The organism is Micromonospora sp. M61 (assembly GCF_018070245.1).
Classification (GTDB): Bacteria; Actinomycetota; Actinomycetes; order Mycobacteriales; family Micromonosporaceae; genus Micromonospora; species Micromonospora zamorensis.
The window spans coordinates 1-24,597 of the sequence record NZ_JAGPYA010000081.1 but is presented as its reverse complement, the minus strand read 5'-3'; the positions used below and the strand labels follow the sequence as shown (position 1 = coordinate 24,597).

Below are 24,597 nucleotides of genomic sequence, written 5' to 3'. Positions count from 1 at the left end.
AGACGGTCCAGAACATCCTGGCCCTGCGGTTCGCCAACAACCTGTTCGAGCCCCTGTGGAACTCCAAGTACGTCGACTCGGTGCAGATCACCATGGCCGAGGATGTCGGGATCGGCACCCGCGCCGGCTTCTACGACACCGTCGGCACCGCCCGTGACGTGCTCCAGAACCACCTCCTGCAACTGCTCGCCCTGGTGGCGATGGAGGAGCCGACCAGCTTCGACGCCGACGAGATCCGGGCCGAGAAGCTGAAGGTGCTCAAGGCCATCACCCTGCCCAAGGACGTCGCCCGGGACACCGTTCGCGGTCAGTACCTGCCCGGCTGGGTGGGCGGCGAGCGCGCTGTCGGTTACCTGGAGGAGCAGGACGTTCCGAGCGCATCCACCACGGAGACGTACGTGGCGGTGCGGCTGGGCATCCAGAATCGCCGCTGGGCCGAGGTGCCGTTCTACATCCGGGCCGGCAAGCGGCTGCCCCGGCGGGTCACCGAGGTCGCCATCATGTTCAAGAAGGCACCGCACCTGCCGTTCAACGACGCGGACATGGAGTCGCTGGGCAACAACCAGCTCGTGATCCGGGTCCAGCCGGACGAGGGTGTGGTGCTCAAGTTCGGCTCGAAGGTGCCGGGCACCACGATGGAGGTCCGCGACATCGCGATGGACTTCCAGTACGGCGAGGCGTTCACCGAGTCCAGCCCAGAGGCGTACGAGCGGCTGGTCCTGGACGTGCTGATCGGCGACCGCACCCTGTTCCCGGACGCGTCCGAGGTCGAGCAGAGCTGGCAGGTGATCGACCCGCTGGAGCACGCCTGGGCTGGCACCACGCCGGAGCCGTACCGGGCCGGCGAGTGGGGTCCACGCGCCTCCGACGAGATGCTGGCCCGCGAGGGCCGCGCTTGGAGACGAGCATGATCGGGCTGTGGGACACCACCGGCAACGAGGTGGTCAAGGCGCTCGCCGCCGAGCGGCGCAGTGCCGGCGGGGTGGCCAGCGGCATGGCGCTCACCCTCATCGTGGTGGTGGACGAGAAGCGGGTCCGGGAGGCGGAGGCGGCGGCGACGATCGCCGCCGCCGCCCACCCGTGCCGGCTGGTGGTGGTGGTTCGCTCCGAGATCGAGCGGGACCGCAACCGGCTGGACGCGGAGATCGTCGTCGGTGGCCGGCTCGGCCCGTGCGAGGCGGTGGTCACCCGGATGTACGGGCGGCTGGCCCTGCACGCCGAGTCGGTCGTGATGCCGCTGCTCGTCCCCGACGTGCCGGTGGTCACCTGGTGGCACGGCGAGCCACCGGCGGAGATCGCCACCGACTTCCTCGGGGTGGTCGCCGACCGGCGGATCACCGACTCGGCGCAGGCCGCCGACCCGGTGGAGGCGCTGCACCAGCGTGCCCGGGACTACGCCCCGGGCGACACCGACCTGGCGTGGACCCGGATCACCCCGTGGCGGACCCTGGTCGCCGGGGCGTTCGACACCACCAGCGAGCGGGTCACCGAGGCGACAGTCGTCGCGCCGCCCAGCGACCCGACGGCGGCGCTGATGGTCGGTTGGCTGTCCAGCCGGCTCGGCATCACCCCGCGCCGGGTGGACACCAACGAGTTCCCCCGGATGCGGGAGGTGCAGTTGAGCTGCGCCAACGGTGATCAGCTCACGCTGACCCGCGAGGAGAGCATGGCCGTATTCCGGCGGACCGGCCAGGACGACCGGGCTCTGCCGTTGGTCCGCCGTCCGCTCGGTGACGAGCTCGCCGAGGAGCTGCGCCGACTGGACGCCGACCAGGTGTACGCGGAGGCGCTGGGTGCGACGGTCGGTCTGCGGGGGTTGGAGCAGCGTCCCCCGCAGCGGGTGCACGTCTGGAAGGATCCGGCCACCGCCCGGCGCGCCGAGGCCGGGGTCACCGCACACGCCGGCACCAGCGGCGAGGGCTGAGCCCGACCGGGGCACGACAACGTCGGGGCAGGGCCGGGTCACCCACCGGGCCCTGCCCCGGAACCTCCGGGGCACTCGCCCCGCCACCTCGGGCCTCCAGCCCGGGTACGACGCGACAGCGACCGCACGCGGTCGGGAAACGAAGGCGCAACCCATGAGTGAGGCGAGTGTCGCGGTCCACGCCGACGCCGATCTGCTGGCGCAGGCCGTGGCCGCCCGGTTGCTGGTGAAGATGCTCGACGCCCAGGCCGACCGGGGTGAGGCGTCGTTGGTGCTCACCGGCGGTCGGATCGCCGCCGCCGTGTACCGGGCGGTGGCGACGCTGCCCGCCCGCGACGCCGTGGACTGGTCCCGGGTCGACGTGTGGTGGGGTGACGAGCGGTTCCTGCCCGCCGGCGACCCGGACCGCAACGAGACCCAGGCCCGGGCCGCCCTGTTGGACGTGGTGCCGCTCGACCCGGCCCGGGTGCACCCGATGCCGGCCTCCGACGGCCCCGCCGGCAACGACCCCGAGGCCGCCGCGGCCTGGTACGGGGAGGAACTGGCCCGCGCCGCCGGACCCGGGCACGGCACGCTGCCGCACTTCGACGTGCTGATGTTGGGCGTCGGCGAGGACGGGCACGTGGCGTCGATCTTCCCCGAGCACCCGGTGCACTACGACACCCGCCCGTGCAGCGCCGTGCGGGGCAGCCCCAAGCCGCCGGCCGTGCGGACCACCCTCACCCTGCCGGCGATCAACACCGCCGAGGAGGTCTGGCTGGTGGCCGGCGGCGCCGACAAGGCCCGCGCGGTGGGCATGGCGCTGGCCGGGGCCGGGCCGGTGCAGTTGCCGGCCGCCGGGGTGCACGGTGTGGGTCGCACCCGCTGGCTGCTGGATCGGGCCGCCGCAGCCGACGTACCCGCCCGGCTGCGCAGCCTCCGCTGACCGACAGGAAGGGCCCCTCGACGGAGGCCCTTCCTTCTTATTCGCCGCGGCGGCGGCGGAGCGCTGCGAGCGCCTCGGCCAGCAGCGCCTCGCCTTCCTCGGCGGTACGCCGCTCCTTCACGTACGCCAGATGGCTCTTGTACGGCTCGGCGCGGACCCGGCCGGGCGGGTTCTGCGCGTCCTGCCCGGCGGGCAGGCCGCAGCGGGGGCAGTCCCACAGGGCCGGCGCCTCGGCGTCCGCGGCGATCCGGATGTCGATCCGGTGGTCGTTGCGGCACCAGTAGGTGACGTCCTGTCGGGGGGCGGGTTGGTGCCGCTCGTCGGGCCGCATGGGTGCGGACCCGACTCGGGCGCCGCGGATGACGTTGCCACTTGGCACGGCTGCTCGCTCCTGTCGTCGGAGGGGACCCGCCGTCCTTTTCTCAGGATGGGCGGCGGGCGACGCGGTGCAGCGGAGAAAAGCCTGCGCGCGGCCCGTCGAGTGACGGACCGCGCGCAGATTGTACGACTTGACGAGCCTGCTCAGGCGCCGCTGTTCATCTGGAGGCGGAGCCAGAGCCCGAGCCCGACGATGGCGGCGAACCAGACGACGCTCACCAGGACGGTGTAACGGTCCAGGTTTTTCTCCGCGACCGAAGAGCCGGCGAGGCTGGAGCTGACGCCACCGCCGAACATGCTCGACAGACCGCCGCCCTTGCCGCGGTGCAGCAGGATCAGCAGGGTGAGCAGAATGCTCGTGATGACCAGCAACACGATCAACGTGTATGCGAACCAGATCGGCATGGCTGGGGTCAGTTCCTCTCGTAGCGATCCTCGCCCGGTCTGATCGGGCACGGTGGCACCGACCGGTGGACGGGCGGTGTCAAGGATACCGAGCGATCAGCGAGCGAGGTGCTCCGGGAAGCGGCAGATCTGAGCGAATTCCTCCGCGTCCAGGCTGGCACCCCCCACCAGGCCCCCGTCCACGTCCGGCTGGGCCATGATCGAGGCGACGTTTGACGCCTTGACCGAGCCGCCGTAGAGGACCCGGACCTGGTTCGCGGTGTCCTGGTCGAAGCGCTCCGCCAGTCGCTGGCGGACCGCCCCGCAGACCTCCTGGGCGTCCTCCGGCGTCGCGGTCTTGCCCGTGCCGATCGCCCAGACCGGCTCGTACGCGATCACGACCTGGCGCACCTGCTCGGGGGTGAGCCCGGCGAGGCCCCCGTCGAGCTGGTCGGAGCAGTGCGCCACGTGGGTGCCCTGCTCGCGCACGTCCAGCCCCTCCCCCACGCAGAGGATCGGGGTCAGGCCGTGCGTCAGCGCCGCCTTCACCTTGGCGTTGACCAGCGTGTCGTCCTCGTGGTGGTAGGCCCGCCGCTCGGAGTGCCCGACCACCACGTACGTGCAGCCGAGCTTGGCCAGCAGCGGCCCGGAGATGTCCCCGGTGTACGCGCCGGACGCGTGCGGCGACAGGTCCTGCCCGCCGTAGCCGATCAGCAGCTTGTCGCCGTCCACCGCGGTCTGCACGGTACGCAGGTCGGTGAAGGGCGGCAGCACGACCGTCTCGACGGCGGTGAGCTGCTTCTCGGTGAGGCTGGCCGCCAGCTTCTGCACCAGCAGGTTGGCCTCGAGGTGGTTGAGGTTCATCTTCCAGTTGCCGGCCATCAACGGCCGGCGGGTGGTGCTCGACATTCAGTTCTCCAGGGCCGCGATGCCGGGGAGGGTCTTGCCCTCGAGGTATTCCAGGGAGGCGCCGCCACCCGTGGAGATGTGCCCGAAGGACGACTCGTCCAGCCCCAGGGCACGGACCGCCGCCGCCGAGTCACCGCCACCGACGACGCTGAACGCGTCGGCCTTGGTGATCGCCTCGGCGATGCCCCGGGTGCCCGCCGCGAAGGCCGGCATCTCGAACACGCCCATCGGGCCGTTCCAGAAGATCGTCTTCGCCTGGGACAGTGCGGCGCTGAAACCGGCGACCGTCTCCGGGCCGACGTCCAGCCCGAGCCGGTGGCTCGGGATGCCGTCGACACGGACCGTGTCGTGCGCGGCGTCCGGGGCGAACGCGTCCGCCACCACCACGTCGACCGGGAGCATGATCTTGCCGCCGGACCGCTCCAGCAGGTTGCGGCAGGTGTCGACCATGTCCTTCTCCAGCAGTGAGGTGCCCACCTCCAGGCCCTGGGCCTTGAGGAAGGTGAAGCACATCCCGCCACCGATGAGCAGCCGGTCGACGGTGGGCAGCAGCGCCTCGATCACGGCGAGCTTGTCGGACACCTTCGACCCACCGAGCACCACCACGTACGGCCGCTCAGGGTCACCGGTGAGCTTGGAGAGCACCTCGACCTCACGCAGCACCAGTCGGCCCGCGACGTGCGGCAGCCGGGCCGGCACGTCGAAGACGCTGGCGTGCTTGCGGTGCACCGCGCCGAACGCGTCGTCCACGTACGCGTCGCCGAACGCGGCGAGCTGGTCGGCGAACGCGCCCCGCTCGGCCTCGTCCTTGCTGGTCTCACCCGCGTTGAACCGCAGGTTCTCCAGGAGGGCGACCTGGCCGTCGGCCAGGTCCGCGACGGTGGAGCGGGCGGAATCGCCGACGGTGTCGGTGGCGAAGTGCACCGGGGCGCCGAGCAGCTCACCGAGCCGCCCGGCGACCGGGCCCAGGCTGAACTGCGGGTCCGGCGCGCCCTTCGGGCGGCCCAGGTGCGAGCAGACGACCACCTTCGCGCCGGCCTCGACCAGCGCGCCGAGGGTCGGCAGCACCGCGCGGATCCGGCCATCATCAGTGATCGCACCGGTCTGCTTGTCGAGCGGGACGTTCAGGTCGGCGCGCACCAGCACGCGCCGACCCGAAACCCCCTCGGCGAGCAGGTCGTCGAGGGTCCGGATGCTCACAGCGAGCTACCGACCAGCTTGACCAGGTCGACCAGGCGGTTGGAGTAACCCCACTCGTTGTCGTACCAGCCGACGACCTTCACCTGGTTGCCGACGACCTTGGTCAGCGGCGCGTCGAAGATGCACGACGCCGGGTCGGTGACGATGTCGCTGGAGACGATCGGGTCCTCGTTGTAGACCAGGATGCCCTTGAGCGGGCCGTCCGCGGCGGCCTTCAGCGCGGCGTTGACCTCGTCCACGGTGGTCTCGCGACCCACGTTGACGGTGAGGTCGGTGACCGAGCCGGTCGGGATCGGCACCCGCAGGGCGTACCCGTCGAGCTTGCCCTTGAGGTCCGGCAGGACCAGACCGATCGCCTTGGCGGCGCCGGTGGAGGTCGGGACGATGTTCAGCGCGGCGGCCCGGGCACGACGCAGATCCGAGTGCGGCGCGTCCTGGAGGTTCTGGTCCTGGGTGTACGCGTGGATCGTCGTCATCAGACCGTGCTGGATGCCGAACGTGTCGTGCAGGACCTTCGCCATCGGGGCGAGGCAGTTGGTGGTGCACGAGGCGTTGGAGATGATGGTGTGCTTCGCCGGGTCGTAGGTGTCGTGGTTGACACCCATGACGACGGTGACGTCCTCGTTCTTCGCCGGGGCGGAGATGATGACCTTCTTGGCCCCGCCGTCGACGTGCGCCTTGGCCTTGGTGGCGTCGGTGAAGAAGCCGGTCGACTCGATGACGACGTCGACGTTCAGATCGCCCCACGGCAGCTTCGACGGGTCCTTCTCGGCGTACGCCTTGATGGTCTTGCCACCGACGGTGATCTCGTCGGCGGTGGCCTTGACCTCGTAGGGAAGGCGACCCAGAATGCTGTCGTACTTGAGCAGGTGGGCAAGCGTCGCGTTGTCGGTAAGGTCGTTCACCGCCACGACCTCGATGTCGGCGTCAGACGCCAGCACTGCCCGGAAGAAGTTACGGCCGATTCGGCCAAAGCCGTTGATGCCAACCCGGATGGTCACAGGTTCCAGCTCCTCGCGTTCTGGTCCGCCGGCTTCAGACAACGGGCCGGCGGAGTGGTGTGCGCCGACCGTTGGAGCCGGCCGTTGACGGTTCTTCTCGGCCACCCCGCCGCGGTCTGAGGACCTGACCGCCCGAGGCGGTGCGCACGACGAGGAGTGCCTGTGTCGGCCCCCTTGCCGTACGCAGCGACCTTATCCGAGCGTGCGAGACCACGCTGCGCCGGGTAGTGCCCCGGGCGCACCGTGCGGCCCCACCGTCCTATCAGACCACGAGCATGTCGGGCGTGACGGCTGCTTCCGTATCCGGGATGCCGAGGTCCCGGGCCCGCTTGTCGGCCAGCGCCAGGAGCCGGCGGATCCGCCCGGCGATGGCGTCCTTGGTCAGCGGAGGGTCGGCCAGCGCGCCCAACTCCTCCAGCGAGGCCTGCCGGTGCTCCAGGCGCAGCCGCCCGGCGTCGGTCAGGTGGTTGGGCGCCTCGTCGGCGAGGATCTCCAGCGCACGGGTGACCCGGGCGGCGGCGGCGACCGCCGCGCGCGCCGAGCGACGCAGGTTGGCGTCGTCGAAGTTGGCCAGCCGGTTGGCGGTGGCCCGCACCTCGCGGCGCACCCGACGCTCCTCCCAGGCCAGCACGCTGGAGTGCGCGCCGATCCGGGTGAGCAGCGCGGCGATGGCGTCGCCGTCCTTGACCACCACCCGGTCCACCCCGCGTACCTCACGGTTCTTGGCGGTGATGCCGATCCGGCGGGCCGCGCCGACCAGCGCCAGCGCCGACTCCGGCCCCGGGCAGGTGATCTCCAGTGCGCTGGAGCGGCCGGGCTCGGTGAGCGAGCCGTGCGCCATGAACGCGCCCCGCCAGGCGGAGACCGCGCAGCAGACGTTCGCCGCCACCACGTGCGGGGGCAGCCCGCGCACCGGACGACCCCGCACGTCGAGCAGGCCGGTCTGCCGGGCGAGAGCCTCGCCGTCCTTGACCACGCGCACGATGAAGTGGCTGCCCTTGCGCAGCCCACCGGAGGCCAGCACGTGGATCTCGCTCGGATACCCGTAGACCTCCGCGATCTCCCGGCGCAGCCGTCGGGCCACCGCCCCGGTGTCCAGTTCAGCCTCCACCACCACGCGGCCGGAGACGATGTGCAGCCCGCCGGCGAAGCGCAGCAGTGCGGCCATCTCCGCCCGCCGACAGCAGGGCTTGGGCACGTCGACCCGACTCAGCTCGTCCTTGACCGCGGCCGTCATCGCCATTGTGCGTCCCCTCACGGACCGGTTCCGGCGTGTCGCCGGAGATTACGTACGTGTCTAACGATCGGCACCCAGGACAGGCACCAGTGCGGCGCCCAGGGCAGCCGGATCATGGCGGGGAGTGCCACCGGTGACGGCGACAGGGGCGAGGACCAGGCGGGCACCCAGCGATTCTGCCGCACGTTCGACCGGTTCGGGGTCACCCACCGCCTTGGCGTCGGCGAGCACGAGATCCACCTTGAGCTCGGGCAGGTACCAGTGCAGCGCCGCGAGATGATCGGCGACGGAGAGCCCGAGGGTCTCCTTCTCGGCCGCGAGGTTCAACGTGACCAACCGCCGGGCCGAGGTGGACACGATAGCGTCGGCCAACTGCGGCACCAGCAGGTGCGGGAGAACGCTGGTGTACCAGCTGCCCGGCCCGAAGATCAACCAGTCCGCCGCCCTGATCGCCTCGATCACCTCGGCGCAGGCCGGCGGGGCGGACGGGGTGAGGCGCAGCGACTCGACCCGCCCGGTGGTGACCGCCACCTGGTGCTGGCCGCGCACGGTGCGTACCTCGTCGGGGGCGGCCGGGTCGACACCTCGGACCTGCGCCTCGATGCCGACCGGCTGACGGGACATCGGCAGCACCCGGCCGACAGTGCCCAGCATCGCGCCGGCGTGCTCCAGCGCGGCCACCGGGTCGCCCAGCATCTCCATGAGGCCGCAGAGCACGAGGTTGCCCACCGCGTGCCCGGCCAGCCCGTCGGCGCGGATGCTCGCCCGCTCAGCGCCGGGGACGGTCGCGCCGGCGTCCTGGTCGCGCGGGTCGGGGTTGCGACGGTCGGTCGCCGCCGGGCCCGGGTCGGCTTCGCCGAGCGGGGGTACGCCGGCCGGCACGGCGGCGAAGCGGTGCTGGAACAGCCCGGCGCTGCGCCGGGTCGCCGGGTGATCCCCAGCCAGAGCCACCAGCGCCTGACGCAGATCACCCGGGGGCAGACCGCCCCGCTCGGCCCGCAACCGGCCGCTGGAACCCCCGTCGTCACCCACGGTGACCACAGCGGTGATGTCGAGGTCGAGTTCGGGGGCGCAGTGACGCAGCGCGCGCAGCGAGGCGGACAGCCCGTGCCCGCCGCCGAACGCCACCACCCGCCGGGCCGTCATTCCCGCCCCAGATCGCGGTGCTGGGCGTTGGCCGCCAACCCGGAGTGGCGCAACCGCCCGGCCAACTCCTCGGCGATAGCCACGCTGCGGTGCTTGCCGCCGGTACAGCCCACGGCGACCGTGAGGTAGCGCTTACCCTCCCGCTCGAAGCCGGCGGTCGTGGCGTTGACCAGGTCGGCGTACGAGGCGACGAAGGCGTCCGCACCCTCCTGACCCAGCACGTACGCGCTCACCGCCTCCTCCCGACCGGTGTGCTCGCGCAGCTCCGGCACCCAGTACGGATTGGGCAGGAAGCGGGCGTCCAGCACGAAGTCGGCGTCCGGCGGCAGACCGTACTTGAAGCCGAACGACAGCACGGTTACCCGCAGCCGGCGGGCGTCCTCGCCGCCGAACAGCTCCTCGATGCGCCGACGGAGCTGGTTGACGTTCAGGTGGCTGGTGTCGACGATCACGTCGGCCTGGTCGCGCGCCTCCTCCAGCAGACCGCGCTCCACGGCGATGCCGTCGGCCAGCCGTCCGTCGCCCTGAAGCGGATGCGACCGGCGCACGCTCTCGAACCGTCGGATCAACACCTCGTCGTCGGCGTCGACGAAGACCACCCGGGGCGAGAACCCACGGTCCTTGAGCTCACGGATCGCCCCGGCCAGGTCCGTGGAGAAGGCCCGGGACCGCACGTCCAGCACCATCGCGGTGCGCCGAGCGGCCCCGCCCGCCTTGAACGCCAGCTCGGCCATGTCCAGCATCAGTGCCTGCGGCAGGTTGTCGACCACGTAGTAGCCGACGTTCTCCAACGCCCTGGCAACCGTGCTGCGGCCACCGCCGGAGAGGCCGGTGACGACCACGAGTGTGGTCTCCGACTCGGCCGCCACCTGCCCGTCAACCGCCGCCGGGTCGTCGATCCGGTCACCGGTTGTGCGCGCCTCGCTCACCCATACCCCCAAGCCGTGGCGCCGCGGCCCCCGTTGGCCGCGATTGGTCAATCAGCGACTCTATCCCGCCACCGGCGCAAGCCCACGCACCCGCCACGGGTCGTGGGGTGAACACCCTTCGCTCGGGTGCGCCGGGTCGGCGGTGTCGGGGTGGGCTCGTAGACTCCGCGGATGGCTTCCCCCACCGACCTGCGTACCGAGGACGCGCTGCCGGTGCTGCGCCGGGTGTTCGGCTACGACGCCTTCCGCGGTTTCCAGCAGGACGTGATCGACCACGTGGTCGCCGGCGGCGACGCGCTGGTGCTGATGCCCACCGGTGGTGGCAAGTCGCTGTGCTACCAGATCCCGGCCCTGGTCCGCGACGGCGTCGCGGTCGTCGTCTCCCCGCTGATCGCCCTCATGCAGGACCAGGTGGACGCGCTCACCGCCGTCGGCGTCCGCGCCGGGTTCCTCAATTCGACCCAGACCCTCGACGCCCGACGTCGGGTCGAGGCGGCCTTCGTCGCCGGCAAGCTGGACCTGCTCTACCTCGCCCCGGAGGCGCTCGGCGTCCGGTCCACCCTCGCCCTGCTGGACCGGGGGCGCATCTCCCTGTTCGCGATCGACGAGGCGCACTGCGTGTCCCAGTGGGGGCACGACTTCCGCCCCGACTACCTGGCGCTGTCGATGCTGCACGAACGCTGGCCAGAGGTGCCGCGGATCGCGCTGACCGCCACCGCGACCAGCGCCACCCGCACCGAGATCGCCACCCGGCTCAACCTCGACGACGCCCGACATTTCGTGGCGAGCTTCGACCGGCCCAACATCCAGTACCGGATCGTGCCCAAACGGGAGCCGCGCAAGCAACTGCTGACGCTGCTGCGCGACGAGCACCCCGGCGACGCCGGCATCGTCTACTGCCTCTCCCGTGCCTCGGTCGACAAGACCGCCGAGTTCCTCGTCGCCAACGGGGTCGCCGCACTGCCGTACCACGCAGGTCTGGACGCGGCCACCCGCGCCGCCAACCAGCAGCGCTTCCTGCGGGAGGACGGTCTGGTGATGGTGGCCACGATCGCCTTCGGCATGGGCATCGACAAGCCCGACGTGCGGTTCGTCGCCCACCTCGACCTGCCCAAGTCCGTCGAGGGCTACTACCAGGAGACCGGCCGCGCCGGGCGGGACGGCCTCCCGTCCACCGCCTGGCTCGCGTACGGGCTGCAGGACGTGGTCCAGCAACGCAAGATGATCGAGACGTCCGACGGCGACCTCGCCCACCGCCGCAACCTCGCCGCGCACCTGGACGCGATGCTCGCCCTCTGCGAGACGGTGCGCTGCCGGCGGGTCCAGCTGCTCGAATACTTCGGCGAGACGTCCACGGCCGCCTGCGGCAACTGCGACACCTGCCTCACCCCACCGGAGACCTGGGACGGCACTGTCGCCGCCCAGAAGTTGCTCTCCGCGGTCTTTCGTCTCGACCGTGAGCGCAACCAGCGGTTCGGCGCGGGGCACTGCATCGACATCCTGCTCGGCAAGCAGAACGACAAGATCAGCCAGCACGGTCACGACTCGCTGACCGTCTTCGGCATCGGCTCCGAGCTGAGCGAGGCGGAGTGGCGGGGCGTCGTCCGGCAACTGCTCGCCGAAGGGCTGCTCGCCGTCGAGGGTGACTACGGCACGCTCGCGCTGACCGAGGCCAGTGCCGACGTCCTGGGTCGCCGCCGCACGGTCACGATGCGCCGCGAACCGGAGAAGCCAGCTTCGAGCCGCTCGTCGAAGCCGCGCGGCTCGGCCACCGTCGTGGCCGAGCTGACCCCGGCCGCCGCGTCGCTCTTCGAGCGGCTGCGTGGCTGGCGGGCGACCACCGCCAAAGAGCAGGGCGTTCCGGCGTACGTGATCTTCCACGACGCCACTCTCCGACAGATCGCCACTGACGCGCCGGGCTCGCTTGCCGAGCTGTCGGGCGTCAGCGGAGTCGGCGAGAACAAGCTCGCCAAGTACGGCGAGCAGATCCTGGCCGTCCTCGCCGAGGACTGAGGACGTGCCGAAGGGCCGGGCCCCGTGGTGGGGTCCGGCCCTTCGGTGTGTCAGTCGCGGTCAGCTGGTGGCGTAGCCGCGGGTGGCGATCCAGTCGGCGAGGTGTTCGACGGTGACGTCGTAGGAGGCGGTGTTCGGGTTGGCGGAGTCGGCGATCGTGACGATGGTGCCGTTGTCGCGGTAGCCGACGACGCTGATGTAGTGCCCGCCCTCGAACGAGTGGATAGCACCGTCGGTGTCAGTGGTGGTGCCGGCGATGTTGGCGACCACGGCCCGGCCGTCGTCAACGGTCTTGACAATGTCGGCGCGCAGCTTGTCGGTCTGCTTCGCGTCAGCATCCGGGCTGCTGATCTCCACGGACCGGTACGCGTCGTTCTTGCCGGTTTCCTTGTTCAGCACCGGGGTGATGTCGTTGATCGAGTTGGTGCCGGCCTCGGTGGTGCCCATCTCCTTGGCCATCGCGTCGACGCTGATGTCCTTGCCCTGCACACTCAGGGCGTTACGGGCGGCGGCGGGCCCGCAGTAGTAGAAGTTCGGCTGCGCCTCGTAGCGCACGCCCAGCTGACGCTCACCAGCAGGCTTGCGATCAGACTGCGTCTGAGTAGTGGGCTTGGCATCGGTCGCGGCGTACGCGGCGGTGATCGGTCCGACGATGGCGCCGCCGGTGAAGGCCAGACCAGCAGCGCTCAGAGCGGTCTTACGAATCAGATCGGTACGCATGATGGCGTGCTCCTCTGCGATTGGGGGTGTCCGCACGGCACGACACACAAGGGGGAACGGTGACCGTGCGGGAAAGTCTCGGGGGGAACGCCGGCGATCCGGGGGGACCTGCTCGGGCGTTGCGGGGGATGTAACCGGGGCGGCCCAGCGGATGTTCCCGGCCGGTGCGCCCTCGCCTCACGACCCGAAAGTCGCGGTGGCATGCCAGGTATAACGACCCCGCCCGGCCCACGATTCCGCCGCCAGGGTGGCCCCGACCACGGGACAGCCACGCCGAAACCGGACATCCGCCCCACGGACGGATCCGCCGAACCGGACACCACACCCCGCAACCCCGGGCGCCGACAATCCAAGATCCGCGCACTTTCCGGGAAATTGCTGCCTCAGACCACTACGAGGCAGCAAGTTCCCTGATGTTGCGCGGATCTTCGCCGGGTGGCGGGCGGCGGGCGGTTGCCCGATGTGTTGCGCGGATCTTGGCCCGGGTGCCGGGCGGCGGGCGGTTGCCCGATGTGTTTGCGCGGATCTTGATCGACCTGGCGATACCGGACACCGGCACCCCCGGGGACGGCCCACGCGACGCATCACCCCAAGGTCGTGCTTGATCCACGTAACAGGCCCCATCCGGCGCCGACGAGGCCACTACGAGCACGATCATGCGTGCTGCGCGACTTGACCCCCGAGGCCGCGCGGCGCGGTGTCAGGTGTTGGGGGTCGCCTCCGCGCTGTCGTCGGTCTTCGTGTCCTTGTCGAGGGCGGCCAGGATCGCCTCGGCGGTGCGTCGGCCCACCCCGGGCACCTCGGTGATCTCCTCGACCGTTGCGGCAGAGAGCCGCTTGAGTGAGCCGAAGTGCCGCAACAACGCCTTGCGCCGCACCTCGCCGAGGCCGGGTACGTGGTCGAGTGCCGACTCGGTCATCCGCTTCGAGCGGCGCTGCCGGTGGAAGGTGATGGCGAACCGGTGGGCCTCGTCGCGGATGCGTTGCAGCAGGTAGAGACCCTCCGAGGTGCGCGGCAGGATGACCGGGAACTCGTCGTCGGGGAGCCAGACCTCCTCCAGCCGCTTGGCCAGGCCGCACAACGCCACGTCGTCGATGCCCAGGTCGGCAAGGGCCTGTGCTGCCGCCGCGACCTGCGGAGCACCGCCGTCGACGACCACCAGCTGCGGCGGGTACGCGAACTTCCGCGGCCGGCCGGTGGTCGGATCGATCAGCACACCGATCTGCGGCTCGGCCGCGTCTTCCGGGGTGACCGGGTCGTCGGCCGACTCGACGCCCACCTCGCCCGTCTCCGCCCGCGCGTCCAGGTAGCGGGCGAAGCGACGGCGCAACACCTCGGACATCGCGGAGAGGTCGTCGGTGGCGCCACGGACGATGAACCGTCGGTATTCGCTCTTGCGAGGCAACCCGTCCTCGAAGACCACCATGCTGGCCACCACGTCGGTGCCCTGGATCTGGGAGATGTCGAAGCACTCGATGCGCAACGGCGAGGTGCGCATGTCCAGTGCTTCGCTGATCTCGTCCAGTGCCTTGCCCCGGGTGGTGAGGTCACCGGATCGCTTCAGCTTGTGCCGGGCCAGCGCGTCCTTGGCGTTGCGCTCGACCGTTTCCATCAGTGAGCGCTTGTCACCGCGCTGCGGCACCCGCAGCGACACCCGGCTGCCCCGGTGGTTGGAGAGCCATTCCGCCAGCGCGTCAGCGTCGGCGGGCAGCTCGGGCACCAGCAGCTCCCGGGGCACGTCGGCCTCGCCGTGCTCGCCGCCGTACACCTGGGTGCAGAAGTGGTGCACCAGGTCGCCGGTGGTCAGGTCCTCGGTCTTCTCCACCACCCAGCCGCGCTGCCCTCGGACCCGGCCGTCGCGGACGTGGAAGACCTGCACGGCCGCCTCGAGCGGGTCGTCGGCGAACGCGACCACGTCGGCGTCGGTGCCGTCGCCCAACACCACGGTCTGCTTTTCCATGGCGCGGCGCAGCGCGGCCACGTCGTCGCGCAGTTTGGCGGCCCGCTCGAACTCCAGCTGCTCGCTCGCCTCGGTCATCTCGCGCTCGATCTTGCGCACCATGGTGTCGGTGCGCCCGGCCATGAAGTCGCAGAACCCGTCCACGATCGCGCGGTGTTCGTCGGCGGAGACGGTGCCGACACACGGCGCCGAGCATTTGCCGATGTAGCCGAGCAGGCAGGGACGACCGACCTGGCCGGCGCGTTTGAACACGCCGGCGGAGCACGTCCGGGCGGGGAACACCCGCAGCAGCAGGTCGAGGGTCTCCCGGATGGCCCAGGCGTGCGAGTACGGACCGAAGTAGCGCACCCCCTTGCGCTTGGCACCACGCATCACCTGGAGCCGTGGGTATTCCTCGTTGAGGGTCACGGCCAGATAGGGGTACGACTTGTCGTCGCGGTAGCGGACGTTGAACCGGGGGTCGTACTGCTTGATCCAGGTGAACTCCTGCTGGAGCGCCTCGACCTCGGTGCCGACGGTGATCCAGTCCACCGACTCGGCGGTGGTGACCATCTGCCGGGTGCGCTCGTGCAGGTTCCAGACGTCGCCGAAGTAGGAGTTGAGCCGGCTGCGCAGATTTCGCGCCTTGCCGACGTAGATCACCCGGCCGGTGCCGTCGCGAAAGCGGTAGACCCCCGGTAGCTCCGGGATGGTGCCGGGAGCGGGGCGGTAGGTCGAGGGGTCAGCCACGCCAGCAAGCCTAGCCAGCGGGTCGGACAACACCCCGGTTCGGGCCTCGGGTCAGAGGAACCGCGCGAACAGATTTGACGGATAGCGAAACGATGAAAGTCAATTTCTATGAAGAAGGCTAGCTTATCTGCATGGGCGGTTTCACCGTAGATCCAGACGAGGTTGCCGGTTTCGCGGAGCGGATACTGACCGCGTCGCAGGAGTTCGGCGATAGAATGCTGCTGGCTCAGGAGCAGTTTCCGGCCCCGTTGGCAGCCTTCGGCGACACGCCGACCGCGACGCTGGCCTACGACGCCTGTCAGGGCGCGACGGAGGCGGTGATGGCCGCCGCCGGCGCGCTGCACGCGGTGTTGGAAGGTGACGCCGACCGCCTCTACCTGGTCGCGTTCTCGACCCAGCAGACCGACGACGACGCCGGCGGGCTGATGGGTGGCCTGCTCGGGTGGTTGGCATGACCGCCCCCGGAACACCCTCCACCGCGGCGCCGCCAGCACCGATCGTCACGGACGACCTGTGGTCCCTGAAGGCCGACCCGGAGCGGCTCATGGCCGCGGCCAAGTCGTGGCGAGGGCTCGCCGATGCGGCTCGCGACAGCGCGGCGGACACCAAACACGGCGCCAACGCGTTGTTCAACAGCGGGTGGACTGGTGAGGTCGCCGACACGTACGCCGGCCACGGCCGCAATCTGGTCGTGGACCTCGACGAGTTCGCGTCGCTGGCCGATCGCGGTGGTCAAGCGGTCGAAGACCTGGCGGACGCGCTGGGCCGCGCCCAACTGCTGCTCCACGAGGATTGGGAGGCGTTGACCAGGGCGGTGCGGGCCGAACGGTCCGACGACCGGGTCACCTTCGTCCTGACCGATGCGGCCGACGCCACCGTAGTGCAGACCGCCATCGATGCTGCTGAGGCGATCCGCCGGCCGGCCTGGGACGTGCATCACGAGGCTGCGGCGAACCTACGGGCGATCTCTGAAGGCCTGGCGACCATCACCAGTGCGTGGCAGCGGTTCATCGGCGGCTCGTCACCTTTCACCCTGCCGGACGAGCCGCCCAGGCCTGGGGTGATCATGGCCGGCGGCCGGATGATCGTCAATGCCGGCGGCAGCGACGACGAGGTCCGCATCGTCCGCAACCCGTTCACCGGCGAACTCACGGTGGAGATCTCGCGCTCGGGGTTCACCATCTCCAGCGAGAGGGTGCCGGACGGCTTCGAGTTGACGATCCGCGGCGGGGCCGGTAACGACAATGTGGAGGTCGGCCCGGGTGTCGGCGCGGTAACCGTACTTGGCAGCTCAGGGGATGACCGCATCCACACCGGTACCGGCGATGACGTCGTGCTCGGTGGCGACGGCGCGGACACGATCGAGTCCGGGGCCGGTGACGACCACGTCAGCGGCGGCCACGGCCAGGACTACCTGGCCACCTCCGCTGGGCAGGACCGGGTCATCGGCGGGTTGGGTCAGGACACCCTCTACGCCGGGTCGGGCGACGACCGCCTGTCCGGCGGCGACCACCACGACTATCTCGACGGCGGCCGGGGCGCCGACAGCCTCGACGGCGGCCGGGGCGCGGACGTGCTCTCGGGCGGCCGTGGCGACGACACCATCGCCGGTGGCGCCGACGATGACACGATCTACACCGGACGGGGCACGGACACGGTGTCGGGTGGCACCGCGGGCGCGGACGGTGATCTGGTGTACGGACAGACGCAGACCGAGACCGGCACAGCCGGCACCGAGAGACCCGACGCCTTCGACGGCGCCGAGCACGTCGAGCACGTCGACGTGTCCAACGACGTTGGTTCCAGCCTTGTCATCGACGGCTCGGACGAGTTCACCGAGCGGATGCAGGACGACCTGGACACGTTCGAGTCCTCGCCGAATGGTCAGCTCATGCTGGATGCCTTGGACGACACCGAGCACGACATCGAGATCACAGAGATTTCCGGCGACCCGTACGGCAAAGCGAGGGAAAACGACGACGGGTCGTACGGCATCCTGATCGACCCCAGGTATGACCACTTCCTGGAGGAGGCGCCCCCACCAGTCGTGCTGTTCCACGAAATGGCGCACGTCTACGACCACCAGAACGATATCTCCCTCGACGGAAAGTACGTGAACCCCGACGACCCGGATACCGGAAGGGGTGGCTCAACCGAGGTGGGTGAGGGCGTGAACAACGCCGAACGCCAGGCCACCGGGTTGCCTGTCGACCGGGACGGCGACGGCCATTTCGAGATCGATGAGCGCCACCCGATCGAATACACCGAGAACGGGATGCGCGCCGAGATGCGGTTGGACGACCGGGAAACCTACGGCATCCCGGAACCGTACAGCGAGGAGTACGGCGGCTGACTCGTCGCGGCGGTCCCGGCACCCGTGCCGCCGACGTCCCCCGCCCTGGCGACGTGGGACGGGGGACGTGGACGGGCGCGGTCAGGCGAGCGAGATCTGGTCGCCGGTGACCTTGATGTTCTTCGGCGGCAGCGGCTTGGTGGCCGGGCCGGCCTTCACCGAGCCGTCCTCGATCGAGAACTTGCTGCCGTGGCAGGTGCAGTTGATGGTGCCGCCGTCGACGTTCGTGACCGGGCAGTTCTGGTGGGTGCAGATCGGGCTGAAGCCCTTGAACTGGCCCGGGGAGGGCTGGGTGATGACCACGCCGTCGGTGGCGAGGACCTTGCCGCCACCGACCGGGATGTCGGAGGTGGTGGCCAGTGACTGGGATCCCTGCCGGTCGCCGCCGCCAGCGTCACCGGTGCTGGGTACGGCGGGGCCGCCACTGGTGGGGGTGTCGCTGCCGCTGCCGTTGCCGCCGTCGTCGCTGCCGCAGGCAGCCAGGACGACGGCCGCGCCGACCGCCCCGACACCGGTGAGCAGGGTACGACGTGTCTGCGTACCCGGACCGGTCAGCGCCTGATCGTCACTCATGCCTCGCCTCTCTCTAGCCCGCCGCGCCGGTCCGAAAGCCGGTCACACTTCTCCACACGGGCAACTGTGCCGGATGGTTCACCGCAGCATCTGTCCGACCCAGGAAATGGGACAGGGCGGGCTCCGGACCGGCTCGCCCGCGCCGCGATGGACGCGCACGAACCCGATCGGACCCGCCCCGCAACCGCCACACCAACCCCAGCCGGACCTGCCCTCGGGAAGTCGAGGTCAGCGGGCGCTGGCCGCCACCTTGCGGCTGGTCCGCGCCTTGGTCACACCGTTGGCCTTGGCCGCCCGCGTGGTGGCGGCGGCCGCGCCCTTGGCCTTGCCGTCGAGCTTGAGCACCTGGCGCAGGAACTCGCCGGTGTGGCTCTCGGCCACCTCGGCGACCTCCTCGGGGGTGCCGGTGGCGAGCACGGTGCCGCCCCGGTGGCCGCCCTCCGGACCCATGTCGATCAGCCAGTCGGCCGTCTTGATCACGTCGAGGTTGTGCTCGATGGTGATCACCGTGTTGCCCTTGTCGACCAGACCCTCCAGCACCATCAGCAGCTTGCGGATGTCCTCGAAGTGCAGACCGGTGGTCGGCTCGTCGAGCACGTAGACCGTCCGCCCGGTGGAGCGTTTCTGCAGCTCGGAGGCGAGCTTGACCCGCTGCGCCTCACCGCCGGAGAGGGTGGGCGCGGGCTGGCCGAGGCGTACGTAGCCCAGGCCGACGTCGACCAGGGTCTTGAGGTGCCGGTGGATGGCCGGGATGGCGGAGAAGAACTCAGCGGCCTCCTCGATCGGCATCTCCAGCACGTCCGAGACGGTCTTGCCCTTGTAGTGCACCTCCAGGGTCTCCCGGTTGTACCGGGCGCCCTTGCAGACCTCGCAGGGGACGTACACGTCGGGCAGGAAGTTCATCTCGATCTTGATCGTGCCGTCACCGGAGCACGCCTCGCAGCGCCCACCCTTGACGTTGAAGGAGAACCGACCCGGGCCGTACCCCCGAACCTTCGCCTCGGTGGTCTCGGCGAAGAGCTTGCGGACGTGGTCCCAGACCCCGGTGTAGGTGGCCGGGTTGGAGCGCGGCGTACGGCCGATCGGCGACTGGTCCACGCCGACGACCTTGTCCACGTGCTCCAGACCGGAGACCCGGGTGTGCCGGCCGGGCACCAGTCGGGCGCCGTTGATCTGGTTGGCCAGCACGGCGTACAGGATGTCGTTGACCAGCGTCGACTTGCCCGAGCCACTGACCCCGGTGACCGCGATGAGCTGGCCCAGCGGGAACGAGACGGTCAGGTTGCGCAGGTTGTGCTCGCGCGCGCCGTGCACCACCAGCTCCCGTGCCGCATCCTGCGGGCGGCGGGTCGACGGCGTCGGGATGGAGCGACGCCCGGACAGGTATGCCCCGGTGATCGACTCCTTGTTCTTCAGCAGTGCCGGCACCGAGCCGCTGTGCACGATCTTGCCGCCGTGCTCACCGGCGCCGGGCCCGATGTCGACGATCCAGTCGGCGGTGCGGATGGTGTCCTCGTCGTGCTCCACCACGATCAGCGTGTTGCCCAGCCCGCGCAGCCGGATCAGGGTCTCGATCAGGCGGTGGTTGTCGCGCTGGTGCAGCCCGATCGACGGCTCGTCGAGCACGTAGAGCACGCCCACCAGGCCGGAGCCGATCTGGGTGGCCAGCCGGATGCGCTGTGCCTCACCGCCGGAGAGCGTGCCGGCCGGCCGGTCCAGGGAGAGGTAGTCCAGACCGACGTCGAGCAGGAACCGCAGCCGGGCGTTGATCTCCTTGAGGACCCGCTCGGCGATCATCTTCTGCCGGTCGGTCAACTCGATGCCGGCGAGCAGGTCGGCGCACTCCCCTACGGACAGGTTGCAGACCTCGGCGATGCTCTTGCCGGCCAGGGTGACCGCGAGTACCTCGGGCTTGAGCCGGGCGCCGCCGCACGCCGCACAGGGCACGTCGCGCATGTAGCCCTCGTACTTGTCGCGGGACCACTCGGACTCCGTGTCGGAGTGCCGGCGCTCGATCCACTGCACCACGCCCTCGAAGCCGGTGTAGTAGGAGCGCTCGCGGCCGTACTTGTTGCGGTAGCGCACGTGCACCTGGTCGTCGGAGCCGTGCAGGATCGTCTTCTGCGCCCGCGCCGGCAGTGCCCGCCACGGGGTGTCGACGTCGAAGTGCTGGGCCTCGCCGAGAGCCTCCAGCAGGCGCAGGAAGTATTCCAGGTTGTGCCCGGTGGACCAGGGCTGGATGGCGCCCTCGCGCAGGCTGCGCTCCGGGTCGGGGACCAGCAGCTCCGGGTCGACCTCCTTCTTGGTGCCCAGGCCGGTGCACTCCGGGCAGGCGCCGTACGGGGCGTTGAAGGAGAAGACCCGGGGCTCGAGATCCTCGATGGCCAGCGGGTGGTCGTTGGGGCAGGCCAGGTGCTCGGAGTAGCGGCGCTCCCGGTCCGGGTCGTCCTCGGGGAGGTCGACGAAGTCGAGCAGCACCAGGCCACTGGACAGGCCCAGGGCGGCCTCGACCGAGTCGGTCAGCCGCTGCTTGGCGCTGGGCTTGACGGTGAGCCGGTCGATCACCACCTCGATGGTGTGCTTCTCCTGCTTCTTGAGCTTCGGCGGCTCGGTCAGCGGGTGCACCACGCCGTCGACGCGGGCCCGGGCGTAGCCCTTGGCCTGCAGCTCGGCGAAGAGGTCGACGTACTCGCCCTTGCGGCCGCGGATGACCGGCGCGAGCACCATGAACTTGGTGCCCTCGGCCATCGCGAGGACCCGGTCGACGATCTGCTGAGGGCTCTGCCGGGAGATCCGCTCACCGCAGACCGGGCAGTGCGGCTCACCGATGCGGGCGTAGAGCAGCCGCAGGTAGTCGTAGACCTCGGTGATGGTGCCGACGGTCGAGCGCGGGTTGCGCGAGGTCGACTTCTGGTCGATCGAGACGGCGGGGCTCAGACCCTCGATGAAGTCGACGTCTGGCTTGTCCATCTGGCCGAGGAACTGCCGGGCGTACGACGAGAGCGACTCGACGTAGCGGCGCTGCCCCTCGGCGAAGATCGTATCGAAGGCCAGGCTCGACTTGCCCGACCCGGACAGCCCGGTGAACACGATGAGTGCGTCCCGGGGCAGGTCGAGACTGACGTCACGCAGGTTGTGCTCGCGCGCGCCACGGATGATCAGTCGGTCGGCCACAGTGCGTGTACTCCCGGGAGAAGACGAAGCGAAGGATCTGTCCCGCTCTGGGTGATTGTGAGCGGTCGTGCGGGCGCGGAAAACACGCCTCGGCAACTCTAGCCCCGAGGTATGACACTTTCCCCCGCCCGCACATTCCCCCAGCTCAGCCCGGTCGGCCGCACCGCGTCAAGCCCACGACGGCGCCCGGCGGAAGGCCCGCCAGCGTAGAGCCACAAGCCTCGACCGCCCGGAGCCACAAGCCTCGACCGCGCAGAACGCCGGCCGCTGGTCAGTAGCCCCCGGGCGACGGCGGCCGGGCCGTCCGTCGTCGAGCCGACCGCCATCCGCCGCGCCGCTCCGCCGCCACCCGCGCCTCCCGCCGTCGGCTCTCGTGGGCAACCTCGCCCTGGAGCCGCCGCCAGCTCTCCCACCGACGGGTGGAGAGCTCCCCGGTGTGCAGCGCGTCGCGGACCGCGCAGGCGGGCTCGCCGTCGTGCCCGCAGTCGGCGTACCGGCAGCCCTCGGCCAGCCCGGCGATGTCGGCGAACGCCCGGTCGAGCCCGGCCGCGCCGTCCAGCAGGCCGACCGCCCGGACACCGGGGGTGTCGATCACCGCGCCCCCGCCGGGGATTGGTACGAGGGCCCGCCAGGTGGTGGTGTGCCGACCCTTGCCGTCGACCCGCCGGATCGCCTGTGTCGGCATCATCACCGCGCCGACGAGGGCGTTGACCAGGCTCGACTTGCCGGCACCGGAGGGCCCGAGCAGGCCGAGCGTGCGGCCGGGCGTCACCTCGGCGCGCAGCGGTTCCAGCCCGATGCCACGCTCGGCGCTGACCGGCAGCACCGGCACCCCGGGGGCGACCGCGGCCAACTGGCGGGCCAGCGCGGCCGGGTCGGCCGCGAGGTCGGCCTTCGTCAGCACCACCAGCGGGCGGGCGCCGGACTCGTGGGCCAGGGCGAGCAGCCGTTCGATCCGGCCCACGTCCGGCTCGGGGTGCACGGGCTCCACCACGGCGGCCGCGTCGAGGTTGGCGGCCAGCACCTGGCCGCTGGCGTCCTTGCCGGCGGTACGCCGGATCAGCGCGCCCCGGCGGGGCAGCACGGCCTCCACTGTGACGCGGCGGTCCGGCCAGTGGTTGAGCAGGACCCAGTCCCCGGCGCAGGGCAGCGCGGACGGGTCCCGGGCGGCGGCGGCGAGCACCGCCCCGCCCAGGCTGGCCCGGAGCGGGCCGGTCGCGGTGAGCACCGTGCAGACGCCCCGGTCCACCCGGGCCACCCGACCCGGGTGGTGCTCGCCGCGTCGTTCGGCGTACGCCGCCCGCTCGGCGTCCCAGCCGAGGGCGGTCAGATCGATCGTCATGGCATCCTCATCGGTGTCGAAGCTGGTGATGGCGGAACACGCGTGCCACGTCCGGCATGATCAACCACCTCCGTCCGATGTCCCGGTGCCGCGTCTGCCGCTGACGGTAGGTCGCGCGCCGACGCGCCGAAAGCGATTTCCCCGGCGACGTCTTGACGGCGGACCGCTAGGGTCGACGGGTGACCACGGACCCGCTGCTGCTGATGGGCGAGGTGGACGCGGCCACCAGCCGACTTCTGCGTACCGCCGCTTCTTTCGACGCCGTGGACCTGGCGGCCCCGTCGCTGCTCCCGGGCTGGACGCGCGGCCATGTGCTGGCGCACGTGGCCCGCAACGCCGATGGTTTCGTCAACCTGCTCACCGCGGCCCGCACCGGGCAGGCGCTGCCGATGTACTCGTCGTTGGCGGCCCGCACCGCGGACATCGACGCCGGCTCGGGCCGCCCGCCCGCCGAGCACCTGGACGACCTTCGCCGCACCGCCGACCTGTTCGCCGAGGCGGTCGAGGCGATGCCCGCCGAGGCGTGGGCGGCGACGGTGCAGGCGCGTAAGGGCCCGTGGCCGGCCGCGCTGCTCGTCTGGGGCCGACTGCGGGAGATCGAGGTGCACCACCTCGACCTGGCCGCCGACTACCGACCCGCCGACTGGTCGGAGACGTTCGCACACCGACTGCTGCGCGAGGCTGCCAGCCATCACGCCATGGGGCCGACACCGCCGTCGATGGTGCTCCGCCTGGACGGGAGCGAGCACGACGTGGTGCTCGGCGACCGGGACGGCGCCCCGATCGTCTCCGGTCCTGTTTTCGACCTCGCCGCCTGGCTGATCGGCCGCGCCGACGGCGAACCGCTCTCCGTCACGCCCGACGGTCCCCTGCCTACTCCACCGGAATGGATCTAGAAACGTCATGACATACAGCGGAGACGTCACGCACGGCGGAGCGCCGGCGGTACGGGAGCTGGACGGGCTCACCATCAGCAAGTTGTCGGTGGGCCCGATGGACAACAACGCCTACCTGCTGCGGTGCACGGGCACCGGTGACCAGGTGCTGATCGACGCCGCCAACGAGGCGCCCCGGCTGCTGGAGCTGATCGGCGACGGTGGCCTCACCGCCGTGGTGACGACCCACCAGCACATGGATCACTGGGTGGCGCTGGAGGAGGTGGTCGCCAAGACCGGCGCCCGGGCGCTGGTGCACGCCGACGACGCCGCCGGGCTGCCGATCGAGGCGGAGCGTCTGGCCGAGGGCGACACCGTGGCGGTGGGTGACTGCGCGCTGGAGGTCATCCACATCAAGGGGCACACCCCGGGGTCGATCGCGCTGCTCTACCGCGACCCGGCCGGCACCCCGCACCTCTTCACCGGGGACAGCCTTTTCCCAGGTGGCGTGGGCAACACCGACAAGGACCCGGAGCGCTTCGCCGCGCTGATCGACGACGTCGAGCACAAGCTGTTCGACCAACTGCCGGACGACACGTGGTTCTACCCCGGCCACGGCAGCGACAGCACCCTGGGAGCCGAACGCGCAGCCCTCCCCCAGTGGAAAGCAAGAGGCTGGTAACAGCCAACCCAAAACCCAAACGTCGACCAGGAACCACCAAGATCAATAATCCCCGACGGCGGCGGAACGCCCGCACGAGCCGAAGCCACAACGGGGGCGGGGCCTGCCGTGCCCGGCGCAGGGATCAAGCCTGACCGCCCGGA

General features: G+C 70.8%; 21 protein-coding genes. 8 read left to right on the top strand and 13 right to left on the bottom strand.

Annotated elements, in window-relative coordinates; all coding sequences use genetic code 11:
• The 3 genes from zwf to pgl form a co-directional block, all read left to right on the top strand.
• On the top strand, positions 1–911 hold a 911-nt coding region (zwf, locus tag KBX34_RS30260), incomplete at its 5' end, for a glucose-6-phosphate dehydrogenase (RefSeq protein ID WP_210928392.1).
• Positions 908–1,924 (top strand): glucose-6-phosphate dehydrogenase assembly protein OpcA, encoded by a 1,017-nt coding sequence (locus KBX34_RS30255; RefSeq protein WP_088949248.1) that lies wholly within the window; start codon positions 908–910, stop codon positions 1,922–1,924. The genes zwf and KBX34_RS30255, both read left to right, overlap by 4 nt.
• Positions 1,925–2,078: 154 nt before the next feature.
• Positions 2,079–2,849, top strand: coding sequence for a 6-phosphogluconolactonase (gene pgl / locus KBX34_RS30250; protein ID WP_210794367.1), 771 nt, complete (start codon positions 2,079–2,081; stop codon positions 2,847–2,849).
• Positions 2,850–2,886: 37 nt separating this feature from the next.
• Here pgl and KBX34_RS30245 read toward each other — a convergent pair whose 3' ends face one another.
• The 8 genes from KBX34_RS30245 to rapZ all read right to left on the bottom strand — a co-directional run bounded on the left by KBX34_RS30245 (position 2,887) and on the right by rapZ (position 10,033).
• On the bottom strand, positions 2,887–3,228 hold the full coding sequence (locus tag KBX34_RS30245) for an RNA polymerase-binding protein RbpA (RefSeq protein WP_210794368.1): 342 nt from the start codon (positions 3,226–3,228) through the stop codon (positions 2,887–2,889).
• Positions 3,229–3,371: 143 nt separating this feature from the next.
• On the bottom strand, positions 3,372–3,632 hold the full coding sequence (gene secG / locus KBX34_RS30240) for a preprotein translocase subunit SecG (protein WP_030337344.1): 261 nt from the start codon (positions 3,630–3,632) through the stop codon (positions 3,372–3,374).
• A 96-nt stretch (positions 3,633–3,728) separates the two neighbouring features.
• Positions 3,729–4,520 carry a triose-phosphate isomerase gene (gene tpiA, locus KBX34_RS30235; protein WP_141910436.1) on the bottom strand — a complete coding sequence of 264 codons (792 nt, stop codon included), beginning with the start codon at positions 4,518–4,520 and terminating at the stop codon, positions 3,729–3,731.
• Entirely contained in the window at positions 4,521–5,720 is a 1,200-nt protein-coding gene (gene pgk / locus KBX34_RS30230) for a phosphoglycerate kinase (protein WP_088949252.1), read from the bottom strand. It abuts the gene before it with no gap.
• Positions 5,717–6,721 (bottom strand): type I glyceraldehyde-3-phosphate dehydrogenase, encoded by a 1,005-nt coding sequence (gene gap, locus KBX34_RS30225; protein ID WP_088949253.1) that lies wholly within the window; start codon positions 6,719–6,721, stop codon positions 5,717–5,719. Before gap ends, pgk begins: the two co-directional genes overlap by 4 nt.
• Before the next feature lie 262 nt (positions 6,722–6,983).
• Positions 6,984–7,964: a DNA-binding protein WhiA gene (whiA, locus tag KBX34_RS30220; RefSeq protein WP_030337350.1), complete on the bottom strand. Its 981-nt coding sequence runs from the start codon at positions 7,962–7,964 to the stop codon at positions 6,984–6,986.
• Positions 7,965–8,018: 54 nt separating this feature from the next.
• The gene (locus KBX34_RS30215; protein WP_210794369.1) at positions 8,019–9,104 is read right to left on the bottom strand and encodes a 2-phospho-L-lactate transferase CofD family protein; all 1,086 of its coding nucleotides are present in this window, start codon (positions 9,102–9,104) and stop codon (positions 8,019–8,021) included.
• Positions 9,101–10,033: an RNase adapter RapZ gene (rapZ, locus tag KBX34_RS30210; RefSeq protein WP_371409434.1), complete on the bottom strand. Its 933-nt coding sequence runs from the start codon at positions 10,031–10,033 to the stop codon at positions 9,101–9,103. Before rapZ ends, KBX34_RS30215 begins: the two co-directional genes overlap by 4 nt.
• Positions 10,034–10,204: 171 nt before the next feature.
• Here rapZ and recQ point away from each other — a divergent pair, with 171 nt between their 5' ends.
• Positions 10,205–12,046: a DNA helicase RecQ gene (gene recQ, locus KBX34_RS30205; RefSeq protein WP_210928390.1), complete on the top strand. Its 1,842-nt coding sequence runs from the start codon at positions 10,205–10,207 to the stop codon at positions 12,044–12,046.
• A gap of 60 nt (positions 12,047–12,106) precedes the next feature.
• Here the strand turns inward: recQ and KBX34_RS30200 are convergent, their stop codons facing one another.
• A complete protein-coding gene (locus tag KBX34_RS30200; protein WP_210928388.1) occupies positions 12,107–12,766 on the bottom strand; it encodes a C39 family peptidase in 660 nt (219 codons plus the stop codon).
• Between the two features lie 700 nt (positions 12,767–13,466).
• Positions 13,467–15,455 (bottom strand): excinuclease ABC subunit UvrC, encoded by a 1,989-nt coding sequence (uvrC, locus tag KBX34_RS30195; RefSeq protein ID WP_210794372.1) that lies wholly within the window; start codon positions 15,453–15,455, stop codon positions 13,467–13,469.
• 131 nt (positions 15,456–15,586) lie between these two features.
• Here uvrC and KBX34_RS30190 point away from each other — a divergent pair, with 131 nt between their 5' ends.
• On the top strand, positions 15,587–15,910 hold the full coding sequence (locus tag KBX34_RS30190) for a hypothetical protein (RefSeq protein ID WP_210794373.1): 324 nt from the start codon (positions 15,587–15,589) through the stop codon (positions 15,908–15,910).
• Complete coding sequence (locus KBX34_RS30185) at positions 15,907–17,808, top strand: M91 family zinc metallopeptidase (RefSeq protein ID WP_210928386.1); 1,902 nt, start codon at positions 15,907–15,909, stop codon at positions 17,806–17,808. The genes KBX34_RS30190 and KBX34_RS30185 overlap by 4 nt, the downstream gene beginning before the upstream one ends.
• 81 nt (positions 17,809–17,889) lie before the next feature.
• Here the strand turns inward: KBX34_RS30185 and KBX34_RS30180 are convergent, their stop codons facing one another.
• The 3 genes from KBX34_RS30180 to rsgA form a co-directional block, all read right to left on the bottom strand.
• Positions 17,890–18,381, bottom strand: a complete 492-nt coding sequence (locus KBX34_RS30180; RefSeq protein ID WP_210794375.1) for a Rieske (2Fe-2S) protein — start codon at positions 18,379–18,381, stop codon at positions 17,890–17,892.
• 228 nt (positions 18,382–18,609) lie between these two features.
• Positions 18,610–21,555 (bottom strand): excinuclease ABC subunit UvrA, encoded by a 2,946-nt coding sequence (gene uvrA, locus KBX34_RS30175; protein ID WP_088949259.1) that lies wholly within the window; start codon positions 21,553–21,555, stop codon positions 18,610–18,612.
• A gap of 271 nt (positions 21,556–21,826) precedes the next feature.
• Entirely contained in the window at positions 21,827–22,897 is a 1,071-nt protein-coding gene (gene rsgA / locus KBX34_RS30170) for a ribosome small subunit-dependent GTPase A (protein WP_210928384.1), read from the bottom strand.
• A gap of 179 nt (positions 22,898–23,076) precedes the next feature.
• On the opposite strand from rsgA, the gene KBX34_RS30165 reads away from it, so the two are divergent.
• Both KBX34_RS30165 and KBX34_RS30160 read left to right on the top strand, forming a co-directional pair.
• Positions 23,077–23,793 carry a maleylpyruvate isomerase family mycothiol-dependent enzyme gene (locus KBX34_RS30165; RefSeq protein ID WP_210928382.1) on the top strand — a complete coding sequence of 239 codons (717 nt, stop codon included), beginning with the start codon at positions 23,077–23,079 and terminating at the stop codon, positions 23,791–23,793.
• A 7-nt stretch (positions 23,794–23,800) separates the two neighbouring features.
• Positions 23,801–24,454, top strand: a complete 654-nt coding sequence (locus KBX34_RS30160; RefSeq protein ID WP_210928381.1) for an MBL fold metallo-hydrolase — start codon at positions 23,801–23,803, stop codon at positions 24,452–24,454.
• Positions 24,455–24,597 lie beyond the last annotated feature (143 nt).